Here is a 22,530-nt window from a genome sequence, read left to right as displayed (position 1 = left end):
GCAACGGAAAAAAGGGTGGCGAAACCAAAAATCCAACAGCTTCCCGTTAGCCGCCCCCCCGAACGACGGACGGCTCTACCCCTGGGAGCGCGGAGCCACCGGCCCGCAGAGTGGTCCCTTGTCGCCCGGCACTTCACGCGGTCCCTGTGGATACCGCCGTCACCTCGCTGAATGCCTTCCCCGCAATCGAAGCTGCTTGGACCGTTCTGCGGGCCGGTGGCTCCGCGCCCCCAGCGCAATCACTCGTCCTGCGCCTTCCAATTGAGGCCCTTGGCTTCGCGCCACTTCCGGAACTCGGCGAACTGCTCCTTCTTCGGAAGCCCGCGGCGGGTGGGGTTCTCCTCCAGGAAGACGGCGAACCACTTCTTCTGGTCCGCGTTCTCCTCCTTCTTCTGCACCAGTTCCGGGCCCGCAGCCGGCCCGGCCGCCTGCTGCCGGCGGGAGAGGCGCGAGACCTTGCCCGAGAGGCGCAGAAGCGCGACCAGCATCAGGAGTTGGAAAAACAGGATCGTGCCCAGAAGGACGGGCACGAACCAGATTTCTTCATAGATCGGGATCTCAGGCGGCACGGCTTCGTAGATGGTCATGGGTTGGCGGAGGTGGAGATCACGTAAGCGCCGGATTCGCCTTCCTCATAGGTCGTGGCGCGCAGGAAGTAGCGTCGGCCCGGCTCCGCGGTGAAAACGGCGCGGGCATTGTGAAGCCCGCCGGCCGGCCCGTCGCCATCGCCTTCCTTCACCGCTTGCTGGGTGCTGGCGTCGATCACGATCAGATAGGCGTCGAACTTCGCGGACTCCAGGGTCACGGCGATCTCCGTGTTCACCGCGACCTCGCCCAGAAGGTAATCGCGCTTCGCCGTGAGGTAGCGTTCGTCGATCTCGCTGGCCTTGCTCAGCTTGCCAGCCGCGCGGCTGCCCGGGGCGAGGGTTGCCAGCGGGGTCTTCACGGTCAGCTTCGGGGCGGCCGCACTCACGGCGTAGGCACCGGTATCGACCTCCACCGAGGAAGAAGCGCGCAGCGTGTAGGCCTTCCCGGGCAGCGGCAGGAAACGCAGCACCGAGTCGTTCGATTTGAAGTTCAGATTGTCGTTCCCCGCGACCAGCTTGCCGCTCTCCGCATCCACCAGGACCAAGGCGTCATCGATCCCCGCGGCCCCGCGGCCCTTGGATTTCATCCGCAGTTCCACGATCTTCCCCGCCGCCGCTACCGGCACTTCCAGCCGGTAGTCGTCCTTGAAGTAATCGCCACCGGGAGTGAAATAGGGATCGAAGGCGTCGTCCGTGCTAAGCTTGCCCTTCACCGCCTTCGCCTTCTTGGCGGCCGGGACGGCGAGTGGCGGCAGGGCCGCGTGCTCCGCCGGATTCCACACGTTGAGTTCGTATTCCCCGCCGGCGCCACCGGCCTCACCGGCGTCGATCCTGACCAGATAGTTGACCCCCGCCTGCGGGACGAAGCTCAGCGACTCGTCCTCACCGTGAAGACCCCCGGCCGAGTTAGAATAGGAGCTTGCGATTTCACCGAAGCTCGCCTCATCCACCAGCGCCAGCCCGGCATCGAAATCGGCCGAGCGCAGCGTCACCGTGACCGCTTGTCCCGGCGTCAGACCCGTCAGGCGGTAACCGGGGTAGGTGAAGGGCGGCACCACCGGAATATAAACGGCGTCGAGCTTGCCATTCACCCCGCTGGGATAGGCAAGCAAGCGCGGCCCGCTCAGCGGCCGCCGCGCAACGGTCGCCCGCACCCGGAAGACACCGGTGTTCTGCACCTGCGGCAATTGCAGCGTCCAGCGCAGCATCCCCCCGTTCACCTCCTCCACGTTGCTTGTGGCGGCCGCTTTGACCGTCCAAGGGCCCGCCGCGGAAGGTGCGTTCTCCAGCACATACTCCACCTCGCCCGCCAGCCGAGGCCGCAAGTACGAGAAATTCACGAAACCCCCGTCAACCCACTGCTCCAGCACGTGCCCGGGCAGGGCGAAGTCCTCGAAGTTCGTGAAGCCATTGCCATCCGGATCGCGGAGTTCGCCGCTGCGGCCGTTTGCCAGCTCCCAAGCCGCGTAATTCGGCAAGGTGTGGCCGAGGATGAAGCTGCGGAAATTCAGGATCCGCGAATAGATGCCGTAGGAATCCGCAGCCGCGCAGCCCAGATCGCTGCCGAAGCTCACGATCCCCGCCTGAGCCCAGCCGCCGCCGACGGGCGAGGGCACGATCAAGGGGCCGCCGCTATCGCCGGAGCAGGAATCCTTCCCTCCCGCCTGAAAGCCCGCCGACAGCATGTTGTTCGTGAGCGTGCCTTCGTAGGCCGCGGTCGCATTCGCCACCGCGAGGTCCACGAGCGGCAGTTCCACCTCCTGCAGGCGGGTCGGGTAGTCCCCCTGTCCGGTCGTGGTGTCGCCCCAGCCGGTAACCGTCGCCACGGTGCCCGGATTCTGAAGCGCGTCGGCATCGATGAGCGGGATCGGCGTCAGGCTGGCGTTCGCCGGTTCGGCCAGGCGCAGCAGGGCGAAGTCGGAATCCAGGGTGAACTCATTGAACTTCGGGGACATCACGATCTCCGCCACGGCGATCCGCTGCGCGCCGACCGTGCTGCCCAGATTGGCCGTCCCCAGGACGATCTCCAGATCCTCCGGTTTGGCCCCGGTCACGCAGTGCGAGGCCGTGAGCACCCAGTAGGGGTGGATCAGCGAGGCCCCGCAGAAGAAGGCATCGGGCACGCTCGGCTCATCCGCCCGCACCAGCGCCGCCATCCAAGGATACTCCCCTGCCCCGGCCTGGTTCCCGCCGATGATCCGCGGCGCGCGTGGCAGCGGGCTGAAATCGCCATCCTTCAAATCTGCCTTCGGAGCCTTGCGACGGATTTCGAGAGGCGTCACCCGCCGCTCCTTGGCGGCCCCCGTCTCCGCATGGGCCGGCAGGGCCAACAAGGGCAGCAAGGCGAACAGCGGAAGTCGGCGGATCATGCGCGGACGATTGACATTCCGGCTCAAAGGTCGAGCCAGACATTCTGGAATATCAGGGCGGATCAAATTCTGCGGACCGGGTGCAGCGTCACTACCCTTGCCCTGGTGCTGATCCTCAACCGGGAGATTCTGCCGTGGTCATCGCTTCCGATTTTGCCGGAACGGAATCACACCGGCCACCTCAGCTCCGGCACGGGACGGGAGCTCGCTCCGTCCCGTGCAAAAGGAATTCCCCCTTCTTTCCTTTTTACCCCTTCTTCCCCTTCTTCTATTTGTGTCTTCTGTGTGTCTTCTGTGTGTCGGCTGCGTGTCTTCTGTGTGTCGGCTGTGTGTCTTTTTTCAAAGTCACGTCTTTGTAAGCGTCGTATTTCGAGATCGTTAGCCCCTCCCCGAGGTGTGTCCTTTTCGGCTCCTTTCCGAGCATGGACCAGTTCCCCAGCTTGCAGCAGGGCCAGGAAGCGGATGGCCACCGACTGCCCACAACGACTCTGATGACCCCATCGATATTGGGCGGATCACATTTTGCGGAGCGTCTTCCGCGCTGTCCGTAGCGCGGCTACCATGATCCCTGCCGGGGCCAGCCAACCCCACCACGGGTAGCCCGCCGTGTATTTGGTCATCTTCGGTTCATCGATCCCTGTCACCTGCGGCCCCACGCCACCGCGGCTTTCCATCAGGGCCATGATCTCGCGGTCGGAAGCGACCCGGTCATACTGTCCGATCTCACGGTGCTCGCGGTAGTCATAGGCGCGATCGAAGAGCCGCCGGGTCTCGTTCCGTTCCTGAAGACGAACCGCGAGCACCGAGCCATCCCCGCTCCAGTGAACGTAGGGGCAGGGTTGGCGGGGATCCGGATACATGTCGCCGATTGTCAGCGGGCGGCCGAAAGTCCACGGCCAATCGCTTGCCCGCAGGACGATCGAAACATCGCGGAATCCGATGCTCTCCGCGAAGGCCCGATGCGGAGGGGAGGAAGGGCCCGGTTTTTCGATCCGATTTTTTGGATAGAACGAGTTGACCCAGGCGGCGGCACAAAGTGCGCCAAACAGCGCGCCAACAAAAATCGCCACCGCTGCCAGCCAACGCAGCACACTCCACCATCCACCCCTTCGGGATCGTTCAATCATCGGGTCCTTGATACTCCTCTCCTATGACCGGGCTGCGGAGAGGCGGTGAAAACCCCGCGAACTTTGGAAGAGTGGGGATTGCCGTAGTGCGCCCGATCGGACATTTCAGAACGCCCCGCGGCCTTGCTGGAGGAGTTCGAGGGGCTTGGGCTTGCCGATGCGGTAGGCGGGGAAGATGGCGGCGAGGGCGGCGAGGATGTGGACGGCGAGGATGCCTGCCATGACCTCCCGCCAAGGGATGACGAGGGCGAGGTCCATGCCGCCGAAGAAGCTGACGTAGCGGGAGATGCCGGCGCCGCACCAGCCGGCGAGGATGCCGAAGGCGAGGCTGATGATTCCGGCGATGACGGCGATGAGGATGCCTTCCGCGATCACGAGCCGGATCAGGGTGCCGCGGGTGAAGCCGATGGCGCGCAGCACGCCCATCTCCCAGCGACGGGATTGGACGGAGGCGAGTAGGGCATTGATCACGCCGAGGGAGGTGATCAGCAGGACGACCAGCGGCAGGCGGCTCATGACCCAGAGCCAGGCGGTCGCGTGGTCGTGGACCGTGGCGCGGATATCGGCAATGGTTTTGACGAGGACGTAGGGGTCATCGTTGCGGGCGGAGTCGATCCCGACCGGGTGGCCGAGGGACTCCTGATAGAGTGCGCGGGCGTTTTCGGCGAGCTGTCCGGGATTGGTACGAGTTTCATCGTAGTCGATCCAGACGTGCGAGGCCGCGCGGAAGGCGAAATCTTCCGCGACGCGGTCGTAGGCCGCGAAGACGAGGGCGGCGGCGCGGTGGGTGCGGGTGCGCATGCCGGTGGGCTTGGTCTGCCAATGCCAGCCCTGCATCTGGACCGAACCGGCGATGGTGTAGCGGACCGGCTGCTCCGGGAGCGCGGGCGGGACGAGTTCGAAGGAGTCGCCCACCGCGAGCCGGGCCTCGCGCAGGAAATGGTCCGGCACGATGCAGGCGCGGCCCGCGGCGAGGAGCTTCGCGGCTTCCGCGGCGCTGCCCTTGACCCACTCGAAACGGATCAGCGGATCGGTGCCGGCGAAGGCGATGGCGGGATCGATGCCGACGATGACCACGCTGTCTTGCCGGACCACGGTCGCGCGCTCGGCACTGCGGGTGAGGTCTTCCTTGAGGCGCGGTTGCTCGACCACGATGGGGACGGATTTCACCACGCCCCCGAAGCCCGCGACCTGGGCCGCCTGCTCCGCGGGAATGCCGCCTGGGCGGAAGCCGATCAACGCATCGGGCGCCCAGGTGCCGGGCATGAAGCCGCTCAGCATCGAGTGGCCCCAGACCTGGATGCCGATGTAGAGGCCGAGACCAACGGTCAGGGCGATGGCGGTGGCGGAGGTCCGCCCGAGGCTACCGGAAAGCTGGCTGGTGAGGAGTTGCGGCGGCACGCCTGCCAGACGTGCCATCAAGGGGCTGCCGAAGCGGTCCACGATGAGGACAACGGCGGGACTGAGGCAGATGAAGCCTGCGGCGAGCGAGGTGACGCCGAGGAGGAGGTAAGTGCCGAAGGGTTCACCATCGCCGTGTGGCGTGAAATGGGCGAGCACCGGATAGACGGCGACGAGCAGTAGTCCGGCGATGATGCCTTTCCACGAAAGCGATCGCCGCGACACGGCAGGCGGCGGTGCCATGGCATCGACCGGCCGGACCCGCATGGCACGGATGGCCGGGACGAGCGAGGCCAGCAGCGCGCCGCCATAGGCACAGACGGCGGCGAGGAGGATGCTGTATTTTCCCACCACCGCGCCATCTTCTAACAATTCAGGCGCGGAGCGGACGGCGAGCCACATGAGTGCCTTACCCGCCGCGCAGCCGGCAATGAATCCGATGGTGCCGAAGAGCAGGCCCTCGATGGCGATCAGCGCGCCGACTTGGCCACGGGTCAGGGCGACGGCGCGCAGGATGGCGAGTTGGCGGATGCGCTCGCTCACGCCCATGTTGAGCGTGCTGAAAATGATGAAGAGCGCGGCGAGCATCGAGACCACCGTCGCCATCTGCGCTTGCAGCCTGACGTTCTCCGCCGAGGCGCTTTCGTCGAGGGCTTCCTCGATGTCGTGCGCTTCCTGGAACTGGGTCGGCGTTGACAGGGCCGAGAGGCGGGGCGACCAGGCGAAGCGGAACTTGGTCAGATCGGCATCGGGTTTCAGGCTGACGCCGATGAAGCTGATCCGCGGTGACTGACCGGTGAGCTTCTGCGCGAGGGCGACGGGCACATAAAGCCCGCCGACGGCGGGAGTGAGCAATTGCGAGCTGGCGACCGAGGCGCTCCAGCCCTCGATATCCGGTGTGCCGACGAGACCGACGATCGTCAGCCGGGTGGTGCGATCGGGGGGGCCGACGAGCACGCTGCCGCCGATGTCCAAACCCATGCCGCGCGCGGCGTGCACGCTCATGGCGGCTTCTAACAGGTCGGGACGCGCGGGATCGATCCAGCGGCCTGCGACGAGATCGAAGGGCGGCGCGGGTGCGTCGGTGCCGAGCAAGCGGGCGTCCGGGAGCCGACGCCATGGGATCGCTTCCTGGCCCTCCTCCGTGAAAGGGCGGACGTTCTCGCGGATGGCCCACATGGCATCGGCCGCGGCTACGGCAGGATCGGCGCGGAGCTGGTCCACGACCTCGGGCGGCACATGCTTCTCCGCGGCGGAAGGAATCGCGCCGGGTGCCTCCTGGCTGAAGTGCTGGATGGGGGCGACGGAGAGCGGGTAGCGGCCGAGCGCGAGATTCGAATACTCGTCGAAGGTGCCGAGCATCGCGTCGTAACCGCTGACGACCCAGACGACCAATGCGGTGGCCGCGGCGGTGGCGAGGGAGGTGAGCGCGAGCCGAAGCGGATGCTCGCGGATCCAGGCGAGCGCGAGGAGGATCACCGTGCTCATGACGCGGATGCGCCGAGCAGCGCGTGCTGGTAATCGCGGGCGAGGCGCTCGGGATCGTGCTCCGCGGGCACCGGGAATTCGGTGAGCACCTTGCCGTCCTTGAGCACGATGACGCGATCGGCCCACATCGCGACGGTCGGCTCATGGGTGACGATGGCGATGGTGCGCCCGTCGTCCTTGCAGAGCTCGCGCAAGAGGCGGCAGAGGTCCTGGCCATTGACCGAGTTGAGGCTGCCGGTCGGCTCATCGGCGAGCACGATGGCGGGATCGGCGACGAGGGCGCGGGCGATGGCCACGCGCTGCTGCTCGCCGCCGGAGAGGGCGTCCGGCTTGTGGTGGCGGCGGTCGTGGATGCCGAGGCGGCGGAAGAGATGATCCACCTTGGCATCGAGACCATCGCGGCGGATCGCGGGCAGCTTCACGTTATCCTCCGCGGTCAGTACGGGGATCAGGTTGAAGGCTTGGAAGACCAGGCCGATGCGCTCGCGGCGGAAGCGGGTCAGCGCGGAGTCGGACATCGTGGAAAGGTCCTTTCCTTCCACCCGGACCGCGCCGGAGTCCACGTCGGTGAGCCCGACCATCGCGTGGAGCAGCGTGCTCTTGCCCGATCCCGAGGCACCCATGATGGCGACGAACTCGCCGGCGGTGATCTTCAGGTCGATTCCATCGAGCGCGCGAACTTGAGTCGGCCCCTTGCCGAAGGTCTTGACGACGGCGGTGATTTCAAGGGGTAAAGGGACGGTGCCGGATGCGGGCATGATTGGTTAATGGAGATTGGGCTATTGGGTTTTGAAGCCAGCAATCCGACTTCAAGCTCGTCACCCCGGAAGGGGGCTTGTTTGCAGCTCCTTGCTGTTCCCATTCCTTTTCTTGAAAGCCTGCGGCACCGGGAGCGCCGGTGCCGCAGGAGGTTCAAAGAGCGAGGTTTCCCTTCGATTCAGAAGTCCACTTGAACGGAGAAGTTCGCGGAGATGGGTGCACCGTAGGCCAGGTATCCGGCATCTCCCGGGTAGAACTCGCCGGACTCGTAGTAGCGATCGTCGAGCACGTTCTGGACATTGAGACGAAGCGTCCAATCGGTGTCCGACGCCCTGAAGCGGTAGCGGGCACCGAGATCGACAACCGAGTAGCTGTCGGTGGCGAATTGCTCGCCTTGGTCGAGGTACTGCTTGTCGACGAAGCGGACATTCGCGGTCAAGGCAAGGCCCGGGACTTGCGGGATGTCCAGAACCGACCAGACATTGACCTGATACTCCGGAACGTACTGCGGGGTCAGGCCATCTGTCAGGGGGCTGCCGGTATCGACCTGTTCGGCATCGAGCAACATGGCGGCAAATCCGGCCTGGAGTTGCTCGGTGATCCGGCCGCGGACAGCGAGCTCGATGCCGCGATGGCGCTGGAGACCGGAGAGCGAATAGATATTCGTAACGGGATCCGCGATGCCGAGGTCCTGCTCGATCTGAAATACCGCCAGCTCACCCGAGATGCGACCGTCACATAGCTCGGTTTTCACACCGACTTCCCACTGCTCTGAGTGCTGCACGCCGAGCGGTTCGTAGGGATTGGCAACGCCACGGAATGGCGTCAGCCCGCCATCCTGCATGCCTTCGGTGTAGGTGACGTAGGTGTGCACGTTATCGACCGGCTCATACATCAAGGCCGCGGTGGGAGACCAGGTGGATTCATCGTAGGAGTAATCGAGCGCGCCGCGGAAGTAGTCTTGGGCATCGATCTTGCCGTAGCGGATGCCCGCCAATGCGGAGAAGCGCTCGGTGAATTTGACGGTATCGGTGAAGAAGACGCCGGTTTCCTTGTAGTCATACGAGGGCCAGGATTGGACCGGATCGGCGGGACGCGGGTAGAAGATGGGATGATAGATGTTATTCGGTCCAAGAAGAGGCATCGACCTGACGCCGAACTCGGTCTGAAGATTGCGATACTCGGCACCGACCACCACATTGTGTTCGAGGAAGCCGGTCTTGAAGTTGCCTTCGACATGCGCGTGGGTGGACCAGGTCTCCCACTGCTGGAGATTGTCGCCTAACAGGAAACCGTAATCGTCGTAGTCACCGTTGTTCTGGACACCCGAGGCGAAGGTCACGGCGGTGTCGCGGCGCGTGTCCTGATAGTTGAAGGAAGTGCGCAGCTTCCAATCCTCATTGAAATCGATGTCCGCGCCGACAGCCGCATCGAGGCTTTCCTGTTTGTTGCGGGCCCAGTCCTGCATCGTGTTGGTCTCGACGCCGGTATCGAGCACCAGGCCGGTGGCCGAAATGAGGGGACCGTAGTAGCCGTGGCGCTCGCGATTCTGTCCCGCGAGGGAGGCCCAGATGCTGACCCCTTCCGCTGGCTTCCACTCCGTGAAAAGCGAACCCAGGAAGCGATCGCCGCCGGCATTGTCGTAGAAGCTGTCGAACTCATCGCCGGCGAGCACCAGGCGGTAGCCGAACTGGCCCACGGTGTCACTGACATCGATCTGGGAGTAGACGCTGCCGAAGGTATCGACGTCGGTGTGCAGGCTGGTGCGGAAATCCTCGGTCGGCCGCTTGCGCACGAGATTGATGGCACCGCCGGGAGGCATGAAGCCGAAGCGGAGGCCGGCGGGTCCCTTGAGGACTTCGACGCGGGCCTTGTCGTCGATGTAAGGCGCGATCAGGTTGGTGACGGGCAGGCCGTCGACGCGGTAGCCTACGAAATTGTCGACCCGGAAGCCGCGGAGTCCGAGGTTCTGGTTGTTATAGTAGCCGGAGGGCATCTGGAGCGCGATGCTCGGGTCGTTCTGCAAGACGTCTTCGAGCGTGAAAGCGCGCTGATCTTCGATCAACTGCTGGTTGTAGACACTGACACTGAAGGGTGTCTCGACGAGCGGGGTATCGGAGAACAAGGCGGCCGATGAGATGGTCTCGTGGTAGAGAACCGGCGAGCCCTCGGCGGTGACCACGACGTCGTGCAAGCCGGGTTCTTTCTGAGGCGTCTGCCCTGCTGTCTGGGCCGGAAGGTTCGAAGCTGCCAGGCCGGAGCCTATGAACATTGCCACCGGGGCGAGGAATGGGTTTGTTTGTGCGATTTTCATGGGAGATTCAGACGGTCGGCAGTCAGCGGTGATCCGGATGCGTTAGTGCATTGTGAGCAGAACGATCCAGCGGGCGGAGTCTTGGGGGAAATTTGCGGCGCACTTTCCCGGCATCCGTCGAGGGTGGAGGCATGGGGGAAGCAAGGTGCGGAGAGAACCTCGCATGGCGGATCACGATCCGTCTGATGGCAGATTGCCAACTAGCAGCGGTCGCTTGCCATCCTGCTGCGGGGGCCAAGAGGCTGTCTGAAAACTGGCGAAGGCAGGGACCTTTCTCCGAAAGGTCCGGCGGGGGACGGCTTGAAGCCCCGCTACGATGTCGGTTCGGATTGGAGCGCCGCCACAAGCCGGACCGCTCGGAGAGCGGTCCCTGCCTTTTTAAGACAGGCATCCAAGAGGCGAGAGCGGGCAGGCGTTGCTGGGGATTGGCGGTGTCGTATTGGACATCTTCGCCATCGTCGGGGTGCGGCGGAGCCTGGGGAAGGTATTCGACGAAATGAGCAGTAAGGGAATTGGAGCCCTCGTTGAGGTCGTCCTGGCGGCCATTGGCGATGCGGTGGGTTTTTAGGGAGCCCGTGCCTGTGGAAAATCTGCGCCCGTTTGCACACCCCGGGGCCGATTCTTCGATAGGCGGGAGGGCGGTTTCCTGATACGATGCGAGGCATGAAATCCGGCCGATCCCTCTGGCGCGCGGTGCTTGCCCTCGCGCTGCTCGCCGTTTCCCCGCTGCGTGCGGAGGAGGTGGAGCGCGGTGCTGCCACGCCGCCGGCGGTGGAGAAGCAAGAGCAGCATCTCCCCGGGGTGGCCCTGAGCCAGGGGATCACCGAGATCACGGGTGTGGCGATCTCGCCCTTGCTCGGCGTGAGCGCGGTCGGGGCGTGGCGTTATTGGCATACGAATGCGGAAGCGCGGGGCGCGCTGCCGTGGTTTTGCCAGCCTTGGGTCTGGGGCAGCGGGATGCTGCTGTTGGCGATGTGTTTCCTGAAGGACTCGCTGGGGACCGCGGTGCCGGGGGTGCTGAAGAAGCCCTTCGACATGGTGGAACTCTTCGAGAACAAGGCGAGCGCGCTGGTGGCGAGCGCGGCCTTCGTGCCGGTGATCGCCGGGCAGATGGCGGAGCACTTCAAGGCGGAGCATCCCGCGGCGGCGGTGCCGGCGGCCTCGCTGATCGGCGGGAATCTGGCCTTCATTGATATGGCCTGGTTGTTCGTGCCGGTAGCGATTATCGCCTTCCTGCTGGTGTGGATCTGCAGCCACGCGATCAACGTGCTGATCATCCTCTCGCCGTTTTCCTCGGTGGATGCGGTGCTGAAGATCATGCGGACCTCGCTGCTCGCCTCAGTCGGGCTGATCTATGCGATCGCGCCGTGGCTGGCGGCCATCTTCTGCCTGGTGTTGATCGCGATCGCGGCGTGGCTGGCACCAACGGCGATGCGGCTGGCGATCTTCGGCGCGCGTTTCGCGGGGGATATCCTGCTGCCGTGGCGGGGCAAGAGCCGGGCGACTCCGGAGAGTCCGCACGCCTTCACGCTGGGCCGGGTGGGCGGCCTGCCCGCGCGCACCGGCGGACGGCTGATCGCCTTGGAAGACGGTTCCACGGCCTTCCGCTACCGCCGCTGCTGTGTGCTGGACGAGCGCACGATCCCGCTGCCGGAGGGCACGCGGCTGGTGGCGAAGGGGCTGCTTTCACCTTCCCTGCTTCACCGCGGCGGAGATGCCGCGGAGGTGGAGGTGCTGCTCTTCCTGCCCCGTTACCGGGGACATGAGGATGCGATTGCCGGGCACATGAAATGTCATGGCGTCCGCGAACACGGGTTGACCCGGGGCTTCGCTGCGGTGAAGGGATGGCTGAAGGACGTTTTGCGGGGTGGCAAGGGGATCGCCTCGACCTGAGCGGAGATTCCGCCGCCCCCCCTCTAAAGAGGGATAGGGAAATGCTGTCGGACAACCCTATGGTGGGGTCAAGTGCTTTCGTCCCGTTAACCCTCGTGGGGCGATTTCGGCCGAACCCAATTTTCAACCGGCTGAGACGACCTCTCGTAACCCGTTGAAATCCATGACCCATCGTCAAACGCTGCTGGCTCTTGCCGCATTCACCGGCCTCTCTGCCGCGCCTGTTCTCGCCGCTCCTCTTTACTGGGACGGCACCGATACCACCCTTGATGCCGATGGCGGTGCAGGGACTTGGGAAACCGCCACCACCCTCAATTGGGACAGCGCCGCGACCGGCGGAGTGGATAGCGCCTGGCCCGCCACCGGAACCGACAACGATGCCGTTTTCGGAGGTGCCGCGGGGGCCGTGACCATCGCCGCCGCGGGAATCAATGCGAATGATATCTCTTTCCTCACCACCAGCTATTCCGTGGGCGGCGGTGTCCTGAACTTCAACGCGGCAAACAGCTCGATCACGGTTGGCAGCGGTGTCAGCGCCTCGATTAGCTCCGCGATCACAGCGACCACGGGCAACGTGACGGTCGCCGGCACGGGCACGCTCGCTATTAGCGGAGCCTATGCCGGCACGGGTCGGAACATCCTGTTCTCGGGCTCCACCGTGGATCTCTCGTCGCCGGCCTTCTTCATCAAGAAATTCATCGTCGGCGGCGGAGTAGGAACTCCCGCCACGGTGAATCTCAACGCCGGTGCCGCCGTCGTCACGACCGGAGATTATGTCGGCGTGGGGGATGGCCTGGAGGGCACGATGAACGTCCAAGGCGGATCGCTCACCCTCGAGGCGGGAAGCACCGCGCTCTTCCTCGGTAGCGGACCGGTCACCGGCCGGATGAACATCAGCTCCGGCAGCGTGACCGTGAAAGCGGGGCCGGTGCAGATCGGCTCCGGCTACAACGGCGGCCAGACGACGGCCTCGACGGGGGTCCTGACGATCTCCGGTACCGGGACTTACACCCACGCTAGCACCGGCACGATCAAACTCACCAACGTGGCGGCACAGACCGGGACGGTGAACCTGCTCGCGGGCGGCACTTTCGTCATCAACGCCAGCCCGATCACCAAGGGTGCGGGCACGGCCACCTTCAACTTCGACGGTGGCAAGCTGCGCTTCACGGCCGGCTCCGCAAACCTCTTCACCAACCAGCTCCACCCCGTGATCAATGCCGGGGGCGCGATCGTGGATACGAACGGCTTCTTCGACACCATCTCCACCAATCTGACCGCGGGCACCGGCGACGGCGGCCTGACCAAGCAGGGCGCGGGCGTCCTGGGCCTGGGAGGAATCAATACCTACACCGGCGACACGGTCATCCAAGGCGGCCATTTAATCGCGAACGTGATGACCGCCATCCCGAATCCGGCGAAGGTCTCGGTCGCCGCCGGAGCCGGCTTCGGTGTACGGCTCGGCGAAATCAATGTGAGCGCAGCCGATTTCGCGACCCTGATGGGTGCCGCGAATTTCGCGCCCGGCGCACTTGTCGCTATCGACAGCGGTGGCGGGAACAGCGTTCTCACGACCGATATCGGCACCGTGACCAATCTCGGCACGGCGGTCGCCCTGGCCAAGGTCGGGGCGAACACGCTGTCGGTGGACCTTTCGGGACAAACTTTTACCGGCGGAATCGTCAGCAGCGGCGGAATCCTGCTGCTCGATACGCCGGGAACTTACAGCTACCCCGGCAACATCACGGGTAACCAGACCTTGAATGCACAGGGAACCGGTAATCTCACGCTCACCGGCACCTCGACCGTCGGCCAGTTCAACAAATACGGTGCAGGGACCTTCGGGATTTCGGGCGGCGCGCTGACGATCGCGACGAACCAGAATTTCTACGTGCACGAGGGGACCTTCCTACAGAACGGCGGCACGGTGAACACCGGTTCCTATTCCGTGATCGGCCGCACCGCCGGCCTGACCGGCGAGTATGTGATCAACGGCGGCACCTTCAATGCCAGCGGCGGGACGGGCGTTTCCCGGAACATGGTCATCGCGGAACAGGGCAGCACCGGCATCCTCACGATCAACGGCGGCACGGTGAATGCCAGCAACAGCACCGGCGGAGCTACCCCCGGCGGCGGCGTCTTCTACGGCATCTACATGGCCAGTTCCGCCGCGGACACCGCCACGGTGAACCTGAACGGCGGGACCCTGCTCCTCAGCCGTGTCGGCACGAGCGGCACCCCGGGGAATTCCACCTTCAACTTCAACGGCGGGACCCTGAAGGCGACCAACAGCTTCACCAACTTCATGCAGGGGCTGACGCGGGCGAATGTTCGCAATGGTGGTGCGGTGATCGATACCAACGGCAACGACGTGAAGATCGTCCAAGCCCTCAAACACTCCGAGATCCCGGGCGATGCCGCCGTGGACGGTGGCCTGATCAAGCTCGGCGCAGGCAAGCTGGAACTGGCATCCTTTGACGACACCTACACCGGCGACACCACCGTGGCTGCCGGCACTCTGCTGCTGAACATTCCCGCGCTGGCCGATGACTCCAACGTCAAGATCGCCGCGGACGCGACACTGGATCTTCAAACCTTCGACACCGATACGATCAAGACCCTGGTGATCGCGGGCGTGCCCGCGGCCATCGGCACTTGGGGCGGAGTCAACTCGGTCGATGCGGACTTCACCAGCCCGGCGATCACCGGCAGCGGCATGCTGAATGTAACCGCGCTAGGCACGGTCTCGGACTACGACGCATGGGCATCCGCGAAGGGCCTGGCCGGTAGCGATGCCCTGGCCGGTGCCGATCCGGACAAGGATGGCGCGAGCAACCTGCTCGAGTTCGCCCTCAACGGCGATCCCGACAATGGCGGCGACAACGGCAAGCAGGCAGTGCTGATCCAGGATGCTTCTTCCCCGTTAGGCAACGAGCTGACCCTGGTCATCGCGGTGCGCGATGGCGCGACTTTCGCCACGGGGGCCGGAGGTGCCCAGACCGCCAGTGTGGACGGCGTCGTTTATCGGATCGAAGGTTCGCTTGGCCTGGCCGGCTTCGACAGTGCGGTGTCCCACTTGTCCGTTTCGGACACGGCGTCCGGTCTGCCTTCCCTGGCGGATACGGATTGGGAGTATCACAGCTTCAAGCTGGATGCCTCCGAGGGTCTGGCTGGGAAGGGATTCCTGCGGGTGAACGTGGAAGCAGCGCCCTGATCCGACGGATCTTCTTGAGGGCCGCGCGACTTGGGTCGCGCGGCCTTTTTTGTGGTTCGCCGTTAGAGTTTTTTCACCCGGATGTTCCGGTATTCGATTTTCATCGGTGGTCCGACGTGGACTTGGACGCCTAACAGGCCGGTCATGCGGCGCTTTTCCGGGTCCTCGTCTTTCACCTCGGCCATCAGGACGCCATTGGTGAAGTGCTGGAGGTGATTGCCGCGGATGACGAGGTGGACCTCGTTCCAGTCCTCTTTCTTGACCGATTTCTGGAGTTCGGCCCGGTCACCGAGGACTTCGACGATTTCCGGTTTCTGGCCCGGTTTCAGGAGGACGCTTTGGCCGCGGTAGGCGAGGAAAGTGCGGCCCCGCTCCTCGTAGTTCTGGCCGCTCCACTGGTCCTGGCCATCGATGTCCGCCTGATAGCCCTGCATCGCCCACTTGGTTTCCGGGTCCGGGGCTTGGATGCTGCGGTAGTTGATGCCGCTGTTTCCCTGGGCCGAGACGCGGTATTCCAGCTTCAGCTCGAAATTGCCCAATTCCCCGCCGCGCCAGATGATGAAGGAGTTTTTCTTGAGCAGGGTTTCCGGCTTCACCTCGCCGATCAGGGTGCCGTTCTCCGCCCGCCAGTAGGTCGGATCGCCCTCCCAGTTCTTGAGGGTGCCGTCGAAAATCGGCTCGAAACCGTCCTCCGGGGCCGCGGAAAGCAGGGCGGAAGTGGCGAGAAAGAGGCATCCGATCCGCTTGAGGCTAAGCATTGTGCTACTACGGGGCTTTCTGCCCCGGCTTTCCAGCGGCGGAAGGGTCATGCATCGGTCCTTGCATGATTTGGCATGGCGGGCGCTTCATGGGACTTACCCATGGCAATCCGCGTTGGCCTTCATCACCTTACCGAGTATCGCTACGACCGAGAGGTCAATCTGTCGCCGCACGTGATCCGGCTCAGGCCCTGCGTTCACTCGCGCACGCCGATTCTCGCCTACTCGCTGACGGTCGAGCCCGCCAACCACTTCCTGAACTGGCAGCAGGACCCCTTCGGCAACTGGAATGCGCGGGTGGTTTTCCCGGAGAAGACCAAGCACCTGAAGATCGTGGTGGATCTGGTGGCGGACATGACGGTGATCAATCCCTTCGACTTCTTCCTGGAGGAGTATGCCGAGGAGTTCCCTTTCCAATACCCCTCGACGCTCGCCCACGAGCTCTCGCCCTACCTGAAGATCCGCGAGAGCGGCCCGCGGCTGACGGAGTGGCTGGCGGGGATCTCTCTGGAAAAGCGCCGGACGATCGACTTCCTGGTGGATGTGAATACGCGCGCCCATCTGGCGGCGGGCTACGTGATCCGGCTGGAGCCCGGCGTGCAGACCTGTGAGGAGACCTTCGAGCGCGGCAGAGGGTCGTGCCGGGACTTCGCCTACCTGCTGGTGCAAGCCTTTCGTCACCTGGGCTTGGCGGCGCGTTTCGTGTCCGGCTACTCGGTGCAATTGACGCCCGATGAGAAGCCTCTCGAAGGTCCGGCGGGGGTCACGGAGGACGTCACCGACCTTCACGCTTGGGCGGAAGTTTACATCCCCGGTGCCGGCTGGGTGGGTCTCGATGCGACATCGGGTCTTTTCGCGGGCGAAGGCCACATTCCCCTTTCCTGCACGCCGGAGCCGGCCAGCGCCGCGCCGGTCGTCGGAGGGGTGGATCCCTGCGAGAGCGAATTCATCTGGGCGAACGTGGTGACCCGCGTCCACGAGGACCCGCGCGTGACCAAGCCTTACTCGGACACCGAGTGGGAATCGATCGACGCGCTGGGCGCGAAGGTGGATGAGATCTTGGAAGCGGGCGATGTCGCGCTGACGATGGGCGGCGAGCCGACCTTCGTTTCGATCGATGACATGGAAGGCGCGGAGTGGAACATTTCCGCGGACGGGCCGGCGAAGCGCAAGCTGGCGATGGGCCTGCTGCACCGGCTCAAGAAAGTCTTCGGCCCCGCCGGCATGCTTCACTACGGCGAGGGCAAGTGGTATCCCGGCGAGGAGCTGCCGCGCTGGGCCTACACGGTGATCTGGCGCAAGGACGGCGAACCGCTGTGGAAGGACGAGCGCCTGCTGGCGGATCCGAATTCCAATCCGGGCCACGGGATCGAGGATGCGCGGCGCTTCTCCAACCAGGTCACGGACGAGCTGTTCTGCGAGCAAGGTCACCTGATCGCGGGCTTCGAGGATGCCTTCTACTATGCGTGGCGTGAAAACACGCTGCCCGCGAATGTCGATCCCTACTCGGCCAATCTCGACGATCCGCTGGAGCGGCGCTATCTGGCGAATTTGTTAGACCGAGGGATCTCGAAGCCTACCGGCTTTGCCCTGCCGCTGGAATGGGACGCGGAGCGGGAGGTCTGGAAGAGCGCGCTGTGGAGCTTCCGCCGCGGGCGGATGTCGCTGGTGCCCGGGGGCTCGCCGATGGGCTTCCGCCTGCCGCTCGACTCGCTGCCGAAGATCAAGGAAGCGGCGAAGGCCGAGCAGGCTCTGTTAGAAGCTTCTCCGCTCGAGCCGGCCAAGAATCTGCCCGCGCACGGCACGATGCTACCCGTCGGCCGAACGCTGCAGACTTCCAGCCCCTACATTCCCGATACCCCGGAACCTGCGGACTCCGGCAAGCCGCTGACCCAGACGGCGCTCTGCTTCGAGCCGCGCAATGGCAAGCTGCACGTCTTCTTCCCGCCGGTGACGCATCTGGAGCACTACCTGATGCTGTTAGAGGCGGTGGAGAACGTCGCCACGCGGCTCAATATTCCAGTCATCATCGAAGGCTACGAGATGCCCTGGGACCGCCGCGTCGAGCGGATCAAGGTCACGCCGGACCCCGGGGTGATCGAGGTCAACGTGCATCCCGTGACGAACTGGCGGGACCTGGTGGACAACACGACCACGCTCTACGAGGCCGCGCGGCAATCGCGGCTGGGCACGGAGAAATTCATGCTCGATGGCCGCCATACCGGCACCGGCGGCGGCAATCACGTGACGCTGGGCGGCGAGTCCCCGGAGCGCAGTCCCTTCCTGCGCCGCCCCGGCCTGCTGCGCAGCATGATCACCTACTGGCAGCACCACCCGGGGCTGTCCTATCTTTTCTCAGGGCTATTCCTCGGCCCAACCAGCCAGGCACCGCGGGCCGATGAAGGCCGGGACGACCGTCTCTTCGAGCTGGAGATCGCCTTCGAGCAGCTTCCCGAAACGGGCGACCCGCCTTGGCTGGTGGACCGCATCCTGCGGAACATGCTGACGGACCTAACCGGCAACACGCACCGTGCGGAGTTCTGTATCGACAAGCTCTATGCCCCGGGTGCTGCGAGCGCCCGGCTCGGGATTCTGGAGCTGCGCGCCTTCGAGATGCCGCCGCACGCCCGGATGAGCCTCGTGCAAATGTTGTTGGTCCGCTCGCTGGTGGCGAAATTCTGGAACGAGCCGTATCACAAGAAGCTGATCCGCTGGGGCACGGAGTTGCACGACCGCTTCATGCTGCCGCACTTCGTCCGGCAGGATCTGGTCGACGTGGCTGCCGATCTCAAGCAGGCCGGGATTCCCTTCGAGGCGGCATGGCTGGAGCCCTTCAACGAATTCCGTTTTCCGGTCTATGGCCGCGTCTGCCACGACGGCGTGGATCTCGAAATCCGCGCCGCGCTGGAGCCATGGCATGTGCTTGGCGAAGAGAGCGGGTCCACCGGCACCGCCCGCTATGTCGATTCCTCCGTGGAGCGCGTGCAGGTGAAGATCCGCAACATGGTGGAAGGCCGCCACGTGCTCGTGTGCAACGGCCGCCGGATTCCCCTGCAGCCAACCGGTCGCCGCGGCGAATATGTCGCCGGCGTGCGCTACAAGGCCTGGGATCCGTGGTCGGCGATGCACCCGACCATCGGGGTCCACACGCCCCTGACCTTCGATGTGGTGGATACCTGGAACCGGCGCTCGCTCGGCGGCTGTGTCTATCACGTGGTCCATCCCGGCGGTCGCAGCTACGATGCCTTCCCGGTGAATGCGTACGAGGCCGAATCGCGCCGCGTGAACCGCTTCTGGCAGCATGGCCATACGCCGGGCACGATGGAGCCGGCATCGACCGGCGGCTTCGGCTACCATCGCGTGGAGGAACGCGCGGGTGGCGCTGCAGTGACTTATACGGAGGTGCCGATGGAAGATCCTTCGATGGAGTTCCCGGTGACGCTGGATTTGAGGAGGTAGGGGAGCCTTTCGCAAGGGGCGCTCACTTCTTGCCGCGGATCAGCTTCTGGATCTCGTCGTGATTCCCCAGGAAGAAGAACACCAGTTCCTGAGGAGTCACCAGCACCACGAACGCAAGCCGGTCGTCGAGTCCCACACGGCACTCGTAGATCGTCTTCGTCAGGCGTCGTATGCCGACGCCGGCGTGAACATGCGGTTGACCCCACGCTTCGAGAACGCGGTTCATTGCTTCGCCGATCGCCCGGCGCTCGCGTTTCGTCTTGGTGCGAATCTGCTCCAGCAGTTCCTCAGCGAGGCTTACGCGATACGAGGGCTTCGAGGTCACCGGTGAACTCGTGGAGTTTTCCTTGCGACCGGGCTTTTTTGATGCGGCCATGAACTTGCTTTTCGAGGGTCTCCAACTCCTTGGCCGTTGCGCCGTATTCGCGCTGTGCGTAGTCGGTGGATTCCACCGTCACCGGGCGCAGGGCCACGATCTTCCCGTCCACGAGGATTCCAATGTCTTCTCCTTGAAGCGCCTTGCGGAGCAGCTGGGATAAATTGCTGCGCGCCGCGGTCGGGGTGAGGGTCAGCATGCTCATGTCGCAAATGTGCCGCAGTTCCGTCGCATTCGCGAGCGAAATGCGAACACCGCCTCCGGATCGACCTACCCCAGCGCCTCCACCGCCAGCGCGGTCGCGACGACGGAGCAGTCCTCCCGCATCTCCACTGCAGCATTCCGCCATGAGCCGTTTTCCCCGCAGGCCGCGATCAGCAGCTGCGACGCTACAGGACGGATTCTCGCGCAGACCTCGCTCGTGTGTCTCAAGCTACCGGCCGTGTAGTAGCACAGATCCGCCGGGGCGTTCCGAGAGCCCTGCACGCTCCAGCGATATCCTTCCAGCCAGCTCGCGGCGGTCACCACCCTTGGAGAGTCCGCCGGCTCGCCGCAACGCAGCAGGGCCCGCAGACCATCGGCCGTCGCGCTCGCGTAGGACAGGTATCGCGGTTTCCCGTTCCGGTCGGCTCCTGCGCTGCCGGCTTTGTTCCGCGCTGAATCATCCGGCATCTGGAAGAAGCCGCCGTCGTCGAATGTTGTCTCACCCGTTTCGAGATTCTGACAAACGCGCACGAATTCCAGAGCCTTCCGTGCCGCGGTCGGATCGCCGATCGCGCATAGGCCGTCCACCGCCATGGCCGTGGCCGAGAGGTTCGCCTGCTGCATCGGCGGCAGGTCCCCGGTGGCCGGCGGTGCGACCCGCGAGTAGGACCAGCCGCCCGTGCGCGGGCACTGTAGGGCCAGGAGCTTCTTGCGAGCCAGTTCCGCCAGCGGCCTCAGTTCCGAGCAGGCTCCGACAGCTTCCAAAATTGCGGAGGAATGGTGCACCGGATACTCCGCGAACAAGGCATCCCCCTGCTCTAGCATCCACGCCGCCGCTTTCCGGCAAGCAGTCGCCGCCTCCCGCCTGCCGATCAGTGAGCGCAGCACCATCGGCGTGAGGGCGCTGCCATCGCGGAAGGCCCCGTAGCTCTCCGAACGCCAGGCCCCGTCCGCCGACTGCCGGCCTAACAGCCATTGCAGCCCCGCGTCGTGAGCCGCTCCACCTGTCCCCGCGACGGCGTGCCGCCATCCGAAGGGGGCGACCGCCATCAAGCGGAGAAAAGCCGCACGATTCATGGCGTGGTGGTCTTCTTTTCGTCCGCGTTCTTGGCGATCGGCGGCACCACCGGAGCCGGGGCGCGGTCGGTCATCAGCACCATCAGCGCGCTGGCGGTGCAGAAGGTGCGGCCGGTGATGCAGTGCTGGCCGGACCAGGAGCCGTCCTCGTTTTGCGCGCCGTTGATGGTCTTGGTCATTGACTCATCCCACTTCGTCCACTCCTCGCCGCCCTTGGTCCGCAGTGCCTCGCCGATGTTCATGTAGCTGATGAACTCCTCGCCGCCGTTGTTGCCGAAGCCGCTGACGAAGCCTGCTTCCTGTGCGCGGCCGGCGACCTGCTTGAGCAGGACCTGCTGGTCCGCATCGGAGCGATCCAGCTTCGAAAGTTCCTCCTTCGCCTCGTTCTTCTGCTGATCGCTGGCCTCCGGCGAGGCCACGGTCTTTTCAAGTTCCCCGCGGCGCGAAACGTTGTTCATCGAGAAGCGGGTCATGCCGTTCAGCTTCGAGGCGTAGCGGTAGATCTCCACCCCGGCGTCCGCCGTTGCGGTCGCGGCCACCTTCCCGCTCGTGCGATCCAAGCCCTCGGCATTCTGGACGTGATCCTTCTCCAGCGCGGCCAGATCGACCTTCGCCCCCGCGGCCCAAGCCGAGTTCAGGGCACCGCTGCACATTCCTTGCGAGAGCGTGGAAGCCCAGCCGCGGTTGTTCGCGAAGCCGCCGTCGGCCTGCTGGTGTTTCTGGATCTTCGCCACCACCTTATCGAGCATCCTGGCCCGGCGCTCCTCGTCGGAAGAGTTCGGGAAGCGGCCCTTGAGATCGGAGAGGATCTGCGCGGCCAGGAAGGTATCCACATAGACGCCGATCTTCGACTGGAGCTGCGTGTCGCGCACCTTCGTCACGTAGAGGCTGTCTGCATCGGCCTCTTCGATCCGGGCCAGGATGAAAGCCGCCGCTTTCCTGGCATGCCCGGAATACTCTCCGGTATCGAGCTTGGTGCCCGACCGGAGGAATGCTTGCAGTGCGATGGCGGTGTTCCCGACGTCGGAGGGGTCCGCGACATTGTCGCCTTCCACGCGGCCGTTACCATCCCTGTTCCCGACGCTGATCCGCCAGCCGCCGCCCTGGCCCCAGCCGCCATCGGGGTTCTGCTTTCCGGCCAACCATGCGAGGCCTTTCTTCGCCGGATCGCCGAGGGGCTTGGGTGGCGGAAGATCGGTGGGCTTGGGCGGATCGGAAGGCTTGGCTTCGACCGTGGCTGCCGCGGGAGGTGCGAACGGTGCAGGCGTGGCCTCTTTCGTGACTTCGGCGACGGGAGACGGGAGCGGCTCCGCGTGGAGGCAGCGGGTGGCGAAGACAAGGCTCGCTGCCCATGGCAGGATTCTAAGTTTCATGGTGTGTGGAGTTGAGTCCGGGGCAGGTCGCCCGCGTCCATGAGACAAGACACCACCGAGGGGTGTTTCTTTGGTAAAGGGTGGGTAAATCCTGCGCCGGATCCATCGGGCGGACTGAAGTCCGCGCTCCC

The 22,530-nt window shown here is 64.7% G+C and carries 14 protein-coding genes; 3 read left to right on the top strand and 11 right to left on the bottom strand.

Translation table 11 applies throughout. From position 1 onward, the window contains the following. Positions 1 to 239 precede the first annotated feature (239 nt). The 6 genes from ABWK72_RS21145 to ABWK72_RS21120 all read right to left on the bottom strand — a co-directional run bounded on the left by ABWK72_RS21145 (position 240) and on the right by ABWK72_RS21120 (position 10,045). Positions 240 to 587, bottom strand: coding sequence for a hypothetical protein (locus ABWK72_RS21145; RefSeq protein WP_367871567.1), 348 nt, complete (start codon positions 585 to 587; stop codon positions 240 to 242). Continuing rightward, a complete protein-coding gene (locus ABWK72_RS21140) occupies positions 584 to 2,956 on the bottom strand; it encodes a serine protease (protein ID WP_367871566.1) in 2,373 nt (790 codons plus the stop codon). The genes ABWK72_RS21145 and ABWK72_RS21140 overlap by 4 nt, the downstream gene beginning before the upstream one ends. Before the next feature lie 515 nt (positions 2,957 to 3,471). Continuing rightward, positions 3,472 to 3,816, bottom strand: coding sequence for a hypothetical protein (locus ABWK72_RS21135; RefSeq protein WP_367871565.1), 345 nt, complete (start codon positions 3,814 to 3,816; stop codon positions 3,472 to 3,474). A gap of 372 nt (positions 3,817 to 4,188) precedes the next feature. Continuing rightward, on the bottom strand, positions 4,189 to 6,972 hold the full coding sequence (locus ABWK72_RS21130) for an FtsX-like permease family protein (RefSeq protein WP_367871564.1): 2,784 nt from the start codon (positions 6,970 to 6,972) through the stop codon (positions 4,189 to 4,191). After that, positions 6,969 to 7,730: an ABC transporter ATP-binding protein gene (locus ABWK72_RS21125; protein ID WP_367871563.1), complete on the bottom strand. Its 762-nt coding sequence runs from the start codon at positions 7,728 to 7,730 to the stop codon at positions 6,969 to 6,971. The genes ABWK72_RS21130 and ABWK72_RS21125 overlap by 4 nt, the downstream gene beginning before the upstream one ends. A 179-nt stretch (positions 7,731 to 7,909) precedes the next feature. After that, entirely contained in the window at positions 7,910 to 10,045 is a 2,136-nt protein-coding gene (locus tag ABWK72_RS21120; protein WP_367871562.1) for a TonB-dependent siderophore receptor, read from the bottom strand. A 663-nt stretch (positions 10,046 to 10,708) separates the two neighbouring features. On the opposite strand from ABWK72_RS21120, the gene ABWK72_RS21115 reads away from it, so the two are divergent. Together ABWK72_RS21115 and ABWK72_RS21110 are read left to right on the top strand one after the other, a co-directional pair. Beyond that, positions 10,709 to 11,938 carry a hypothetical protein gene (locus ABWK72_RS21115; RefSeq protein WP_367871561.1) on the top strand — a complete coding sequence of 410 codons (1,230 nt, stop codon included), beginning with the start codon at positions 10,709 to 10,711 and terminating at the stop codon, positions 11,936 to 11,938. 163 nt (positions 11,939 to 12,101) lie between these two features. Beyond that, on the top strand, positions 12,102 to 15,152 hold the full coding sequence (locus tag ABWK72_RS21110) for a beta strand repeat-containing protein (RefSeq protein WP_367871560.1): 3,051 nt from the start codon (positions 12,102 to 12,104) through the stop codon (positions 15,150 to 15,152). 62 nt (positions 15,153 to 15,214) lie between these two features. On the opposite strand, the gene ABWK72_RS21105 is transcribed toward ABWK72_RS21110, so the two are convergent. Continuing rightward, positions 15,215 to 15,910 (bottom strand): DUF1080 domain-containing protein, encoded by a 696-nt coding sequence (locus ABWK72_RS21105; protein WP_367871559.1) that lies wholly within the window; start codon positions 15,908 to 15,910, stop codon positions 15,215 to 15,217. 102 nt (positions 15,911 to 16,012) lie between these two features. On the opposite strand from ABWK72_RS21105, the gene ABWK72_RS21100 reads away from it, so the two are divergent. Then, on the top strand, positions 16,013 to 19,369 hold the full coding sequence (locus ABWK72_RS21100; protein ID WP_367871558.1) for a DUF2126 domain-containing protein: 3,357 nt from the start codon (positions 16,013 to 16,015) through the stop codon (positions 19,367 to 19,369). 22 nt (positions 19,370 to 19,391) lie between these two features. Here the strand turns inward: ABWK72_RS21100 and ABWK72_RS21095 are convergent, their stop codons facing one another. The 4 genes from ABWK72_RS21095 to ABWK72_RS21080 all read right to left on the bottom strand — a co-directional run bounded on the left by ABWK72_RS21095 (position 19,392) and on the right by ABWK72_RS21080 (position 22,399). Continuing rightward, positions 19,392 to 19,694 carry a hypothetical protein gene (locus ABWK72_RS21095; protein ID WP_367871557.1) on the bottom strand — a complete coding sequence of 101 codons (303 nt, stop codon included), beginning with the start codon at positions 19,692 to 19,694 and terminating at the stop codon, positions 19,392 to 19,394. Then, the gene (locus ABWK72_RS21090; RefSeq protein WP_367871556.1) at positions 19,657 to 19,950 is read right to left on the bottom strand and encodes a type II toxin-antitoxin system Phd/YefM family antitoxin; all 294 of its coding nucleotides are present in this window, start codon (positions 19,948 to 19,950) and stop codon (positions 19,657 to 19,659) included. The genes ABWK72_RS21095 and ABWK72_RS21090 overlap by 38 nt, the downstream gene beginning before the upstream one ends. Positions 19,951 to 20,015: 65 nt before the next feature. After that, complete coding sequence (locus ABWK72_RS21085; protein ID WP_367871555.1) at positions 20,016 to 20,999, bottom strand: hypothetical protein; 984 nt, start codon at positions 20,997 to 20,999, stop codon at positions 20,016 to 20,018. Positions 21,000 to 21,022: 23 nt separating this feature from the next. Continuing rightward, complete coding sequence (locus ABWK72_RS21080; RefSeq protein ID WP_367871554.1) at positions 21,023 to 22,399, bottom strand: prenyltransferase/squalene oxidase repeat-containing protein; 1,377 nt, start codon at positions 22,397 to 22,399, stop codon at positions 21,023 to 21,025. Positions 22,400 to 22,530: the final 131 nt, after the last annotated feature.

Origin of the sequence: Luteolibacter sp. Populi, from assembly GCF_040801775.1 — a bacterium.
Classification (GTDB): domain Bacteria; phylum Verrucomicrobiota; class Verrucomicrobiia; order Verrucomicrobiales; family Akkermansiaceae; genus Haloferula.
The sequence above is the reverse complement of the archived record's forward strand: the minus strand, read 5'-3'. Positions and strand labels throughout refer to the sequence as shown.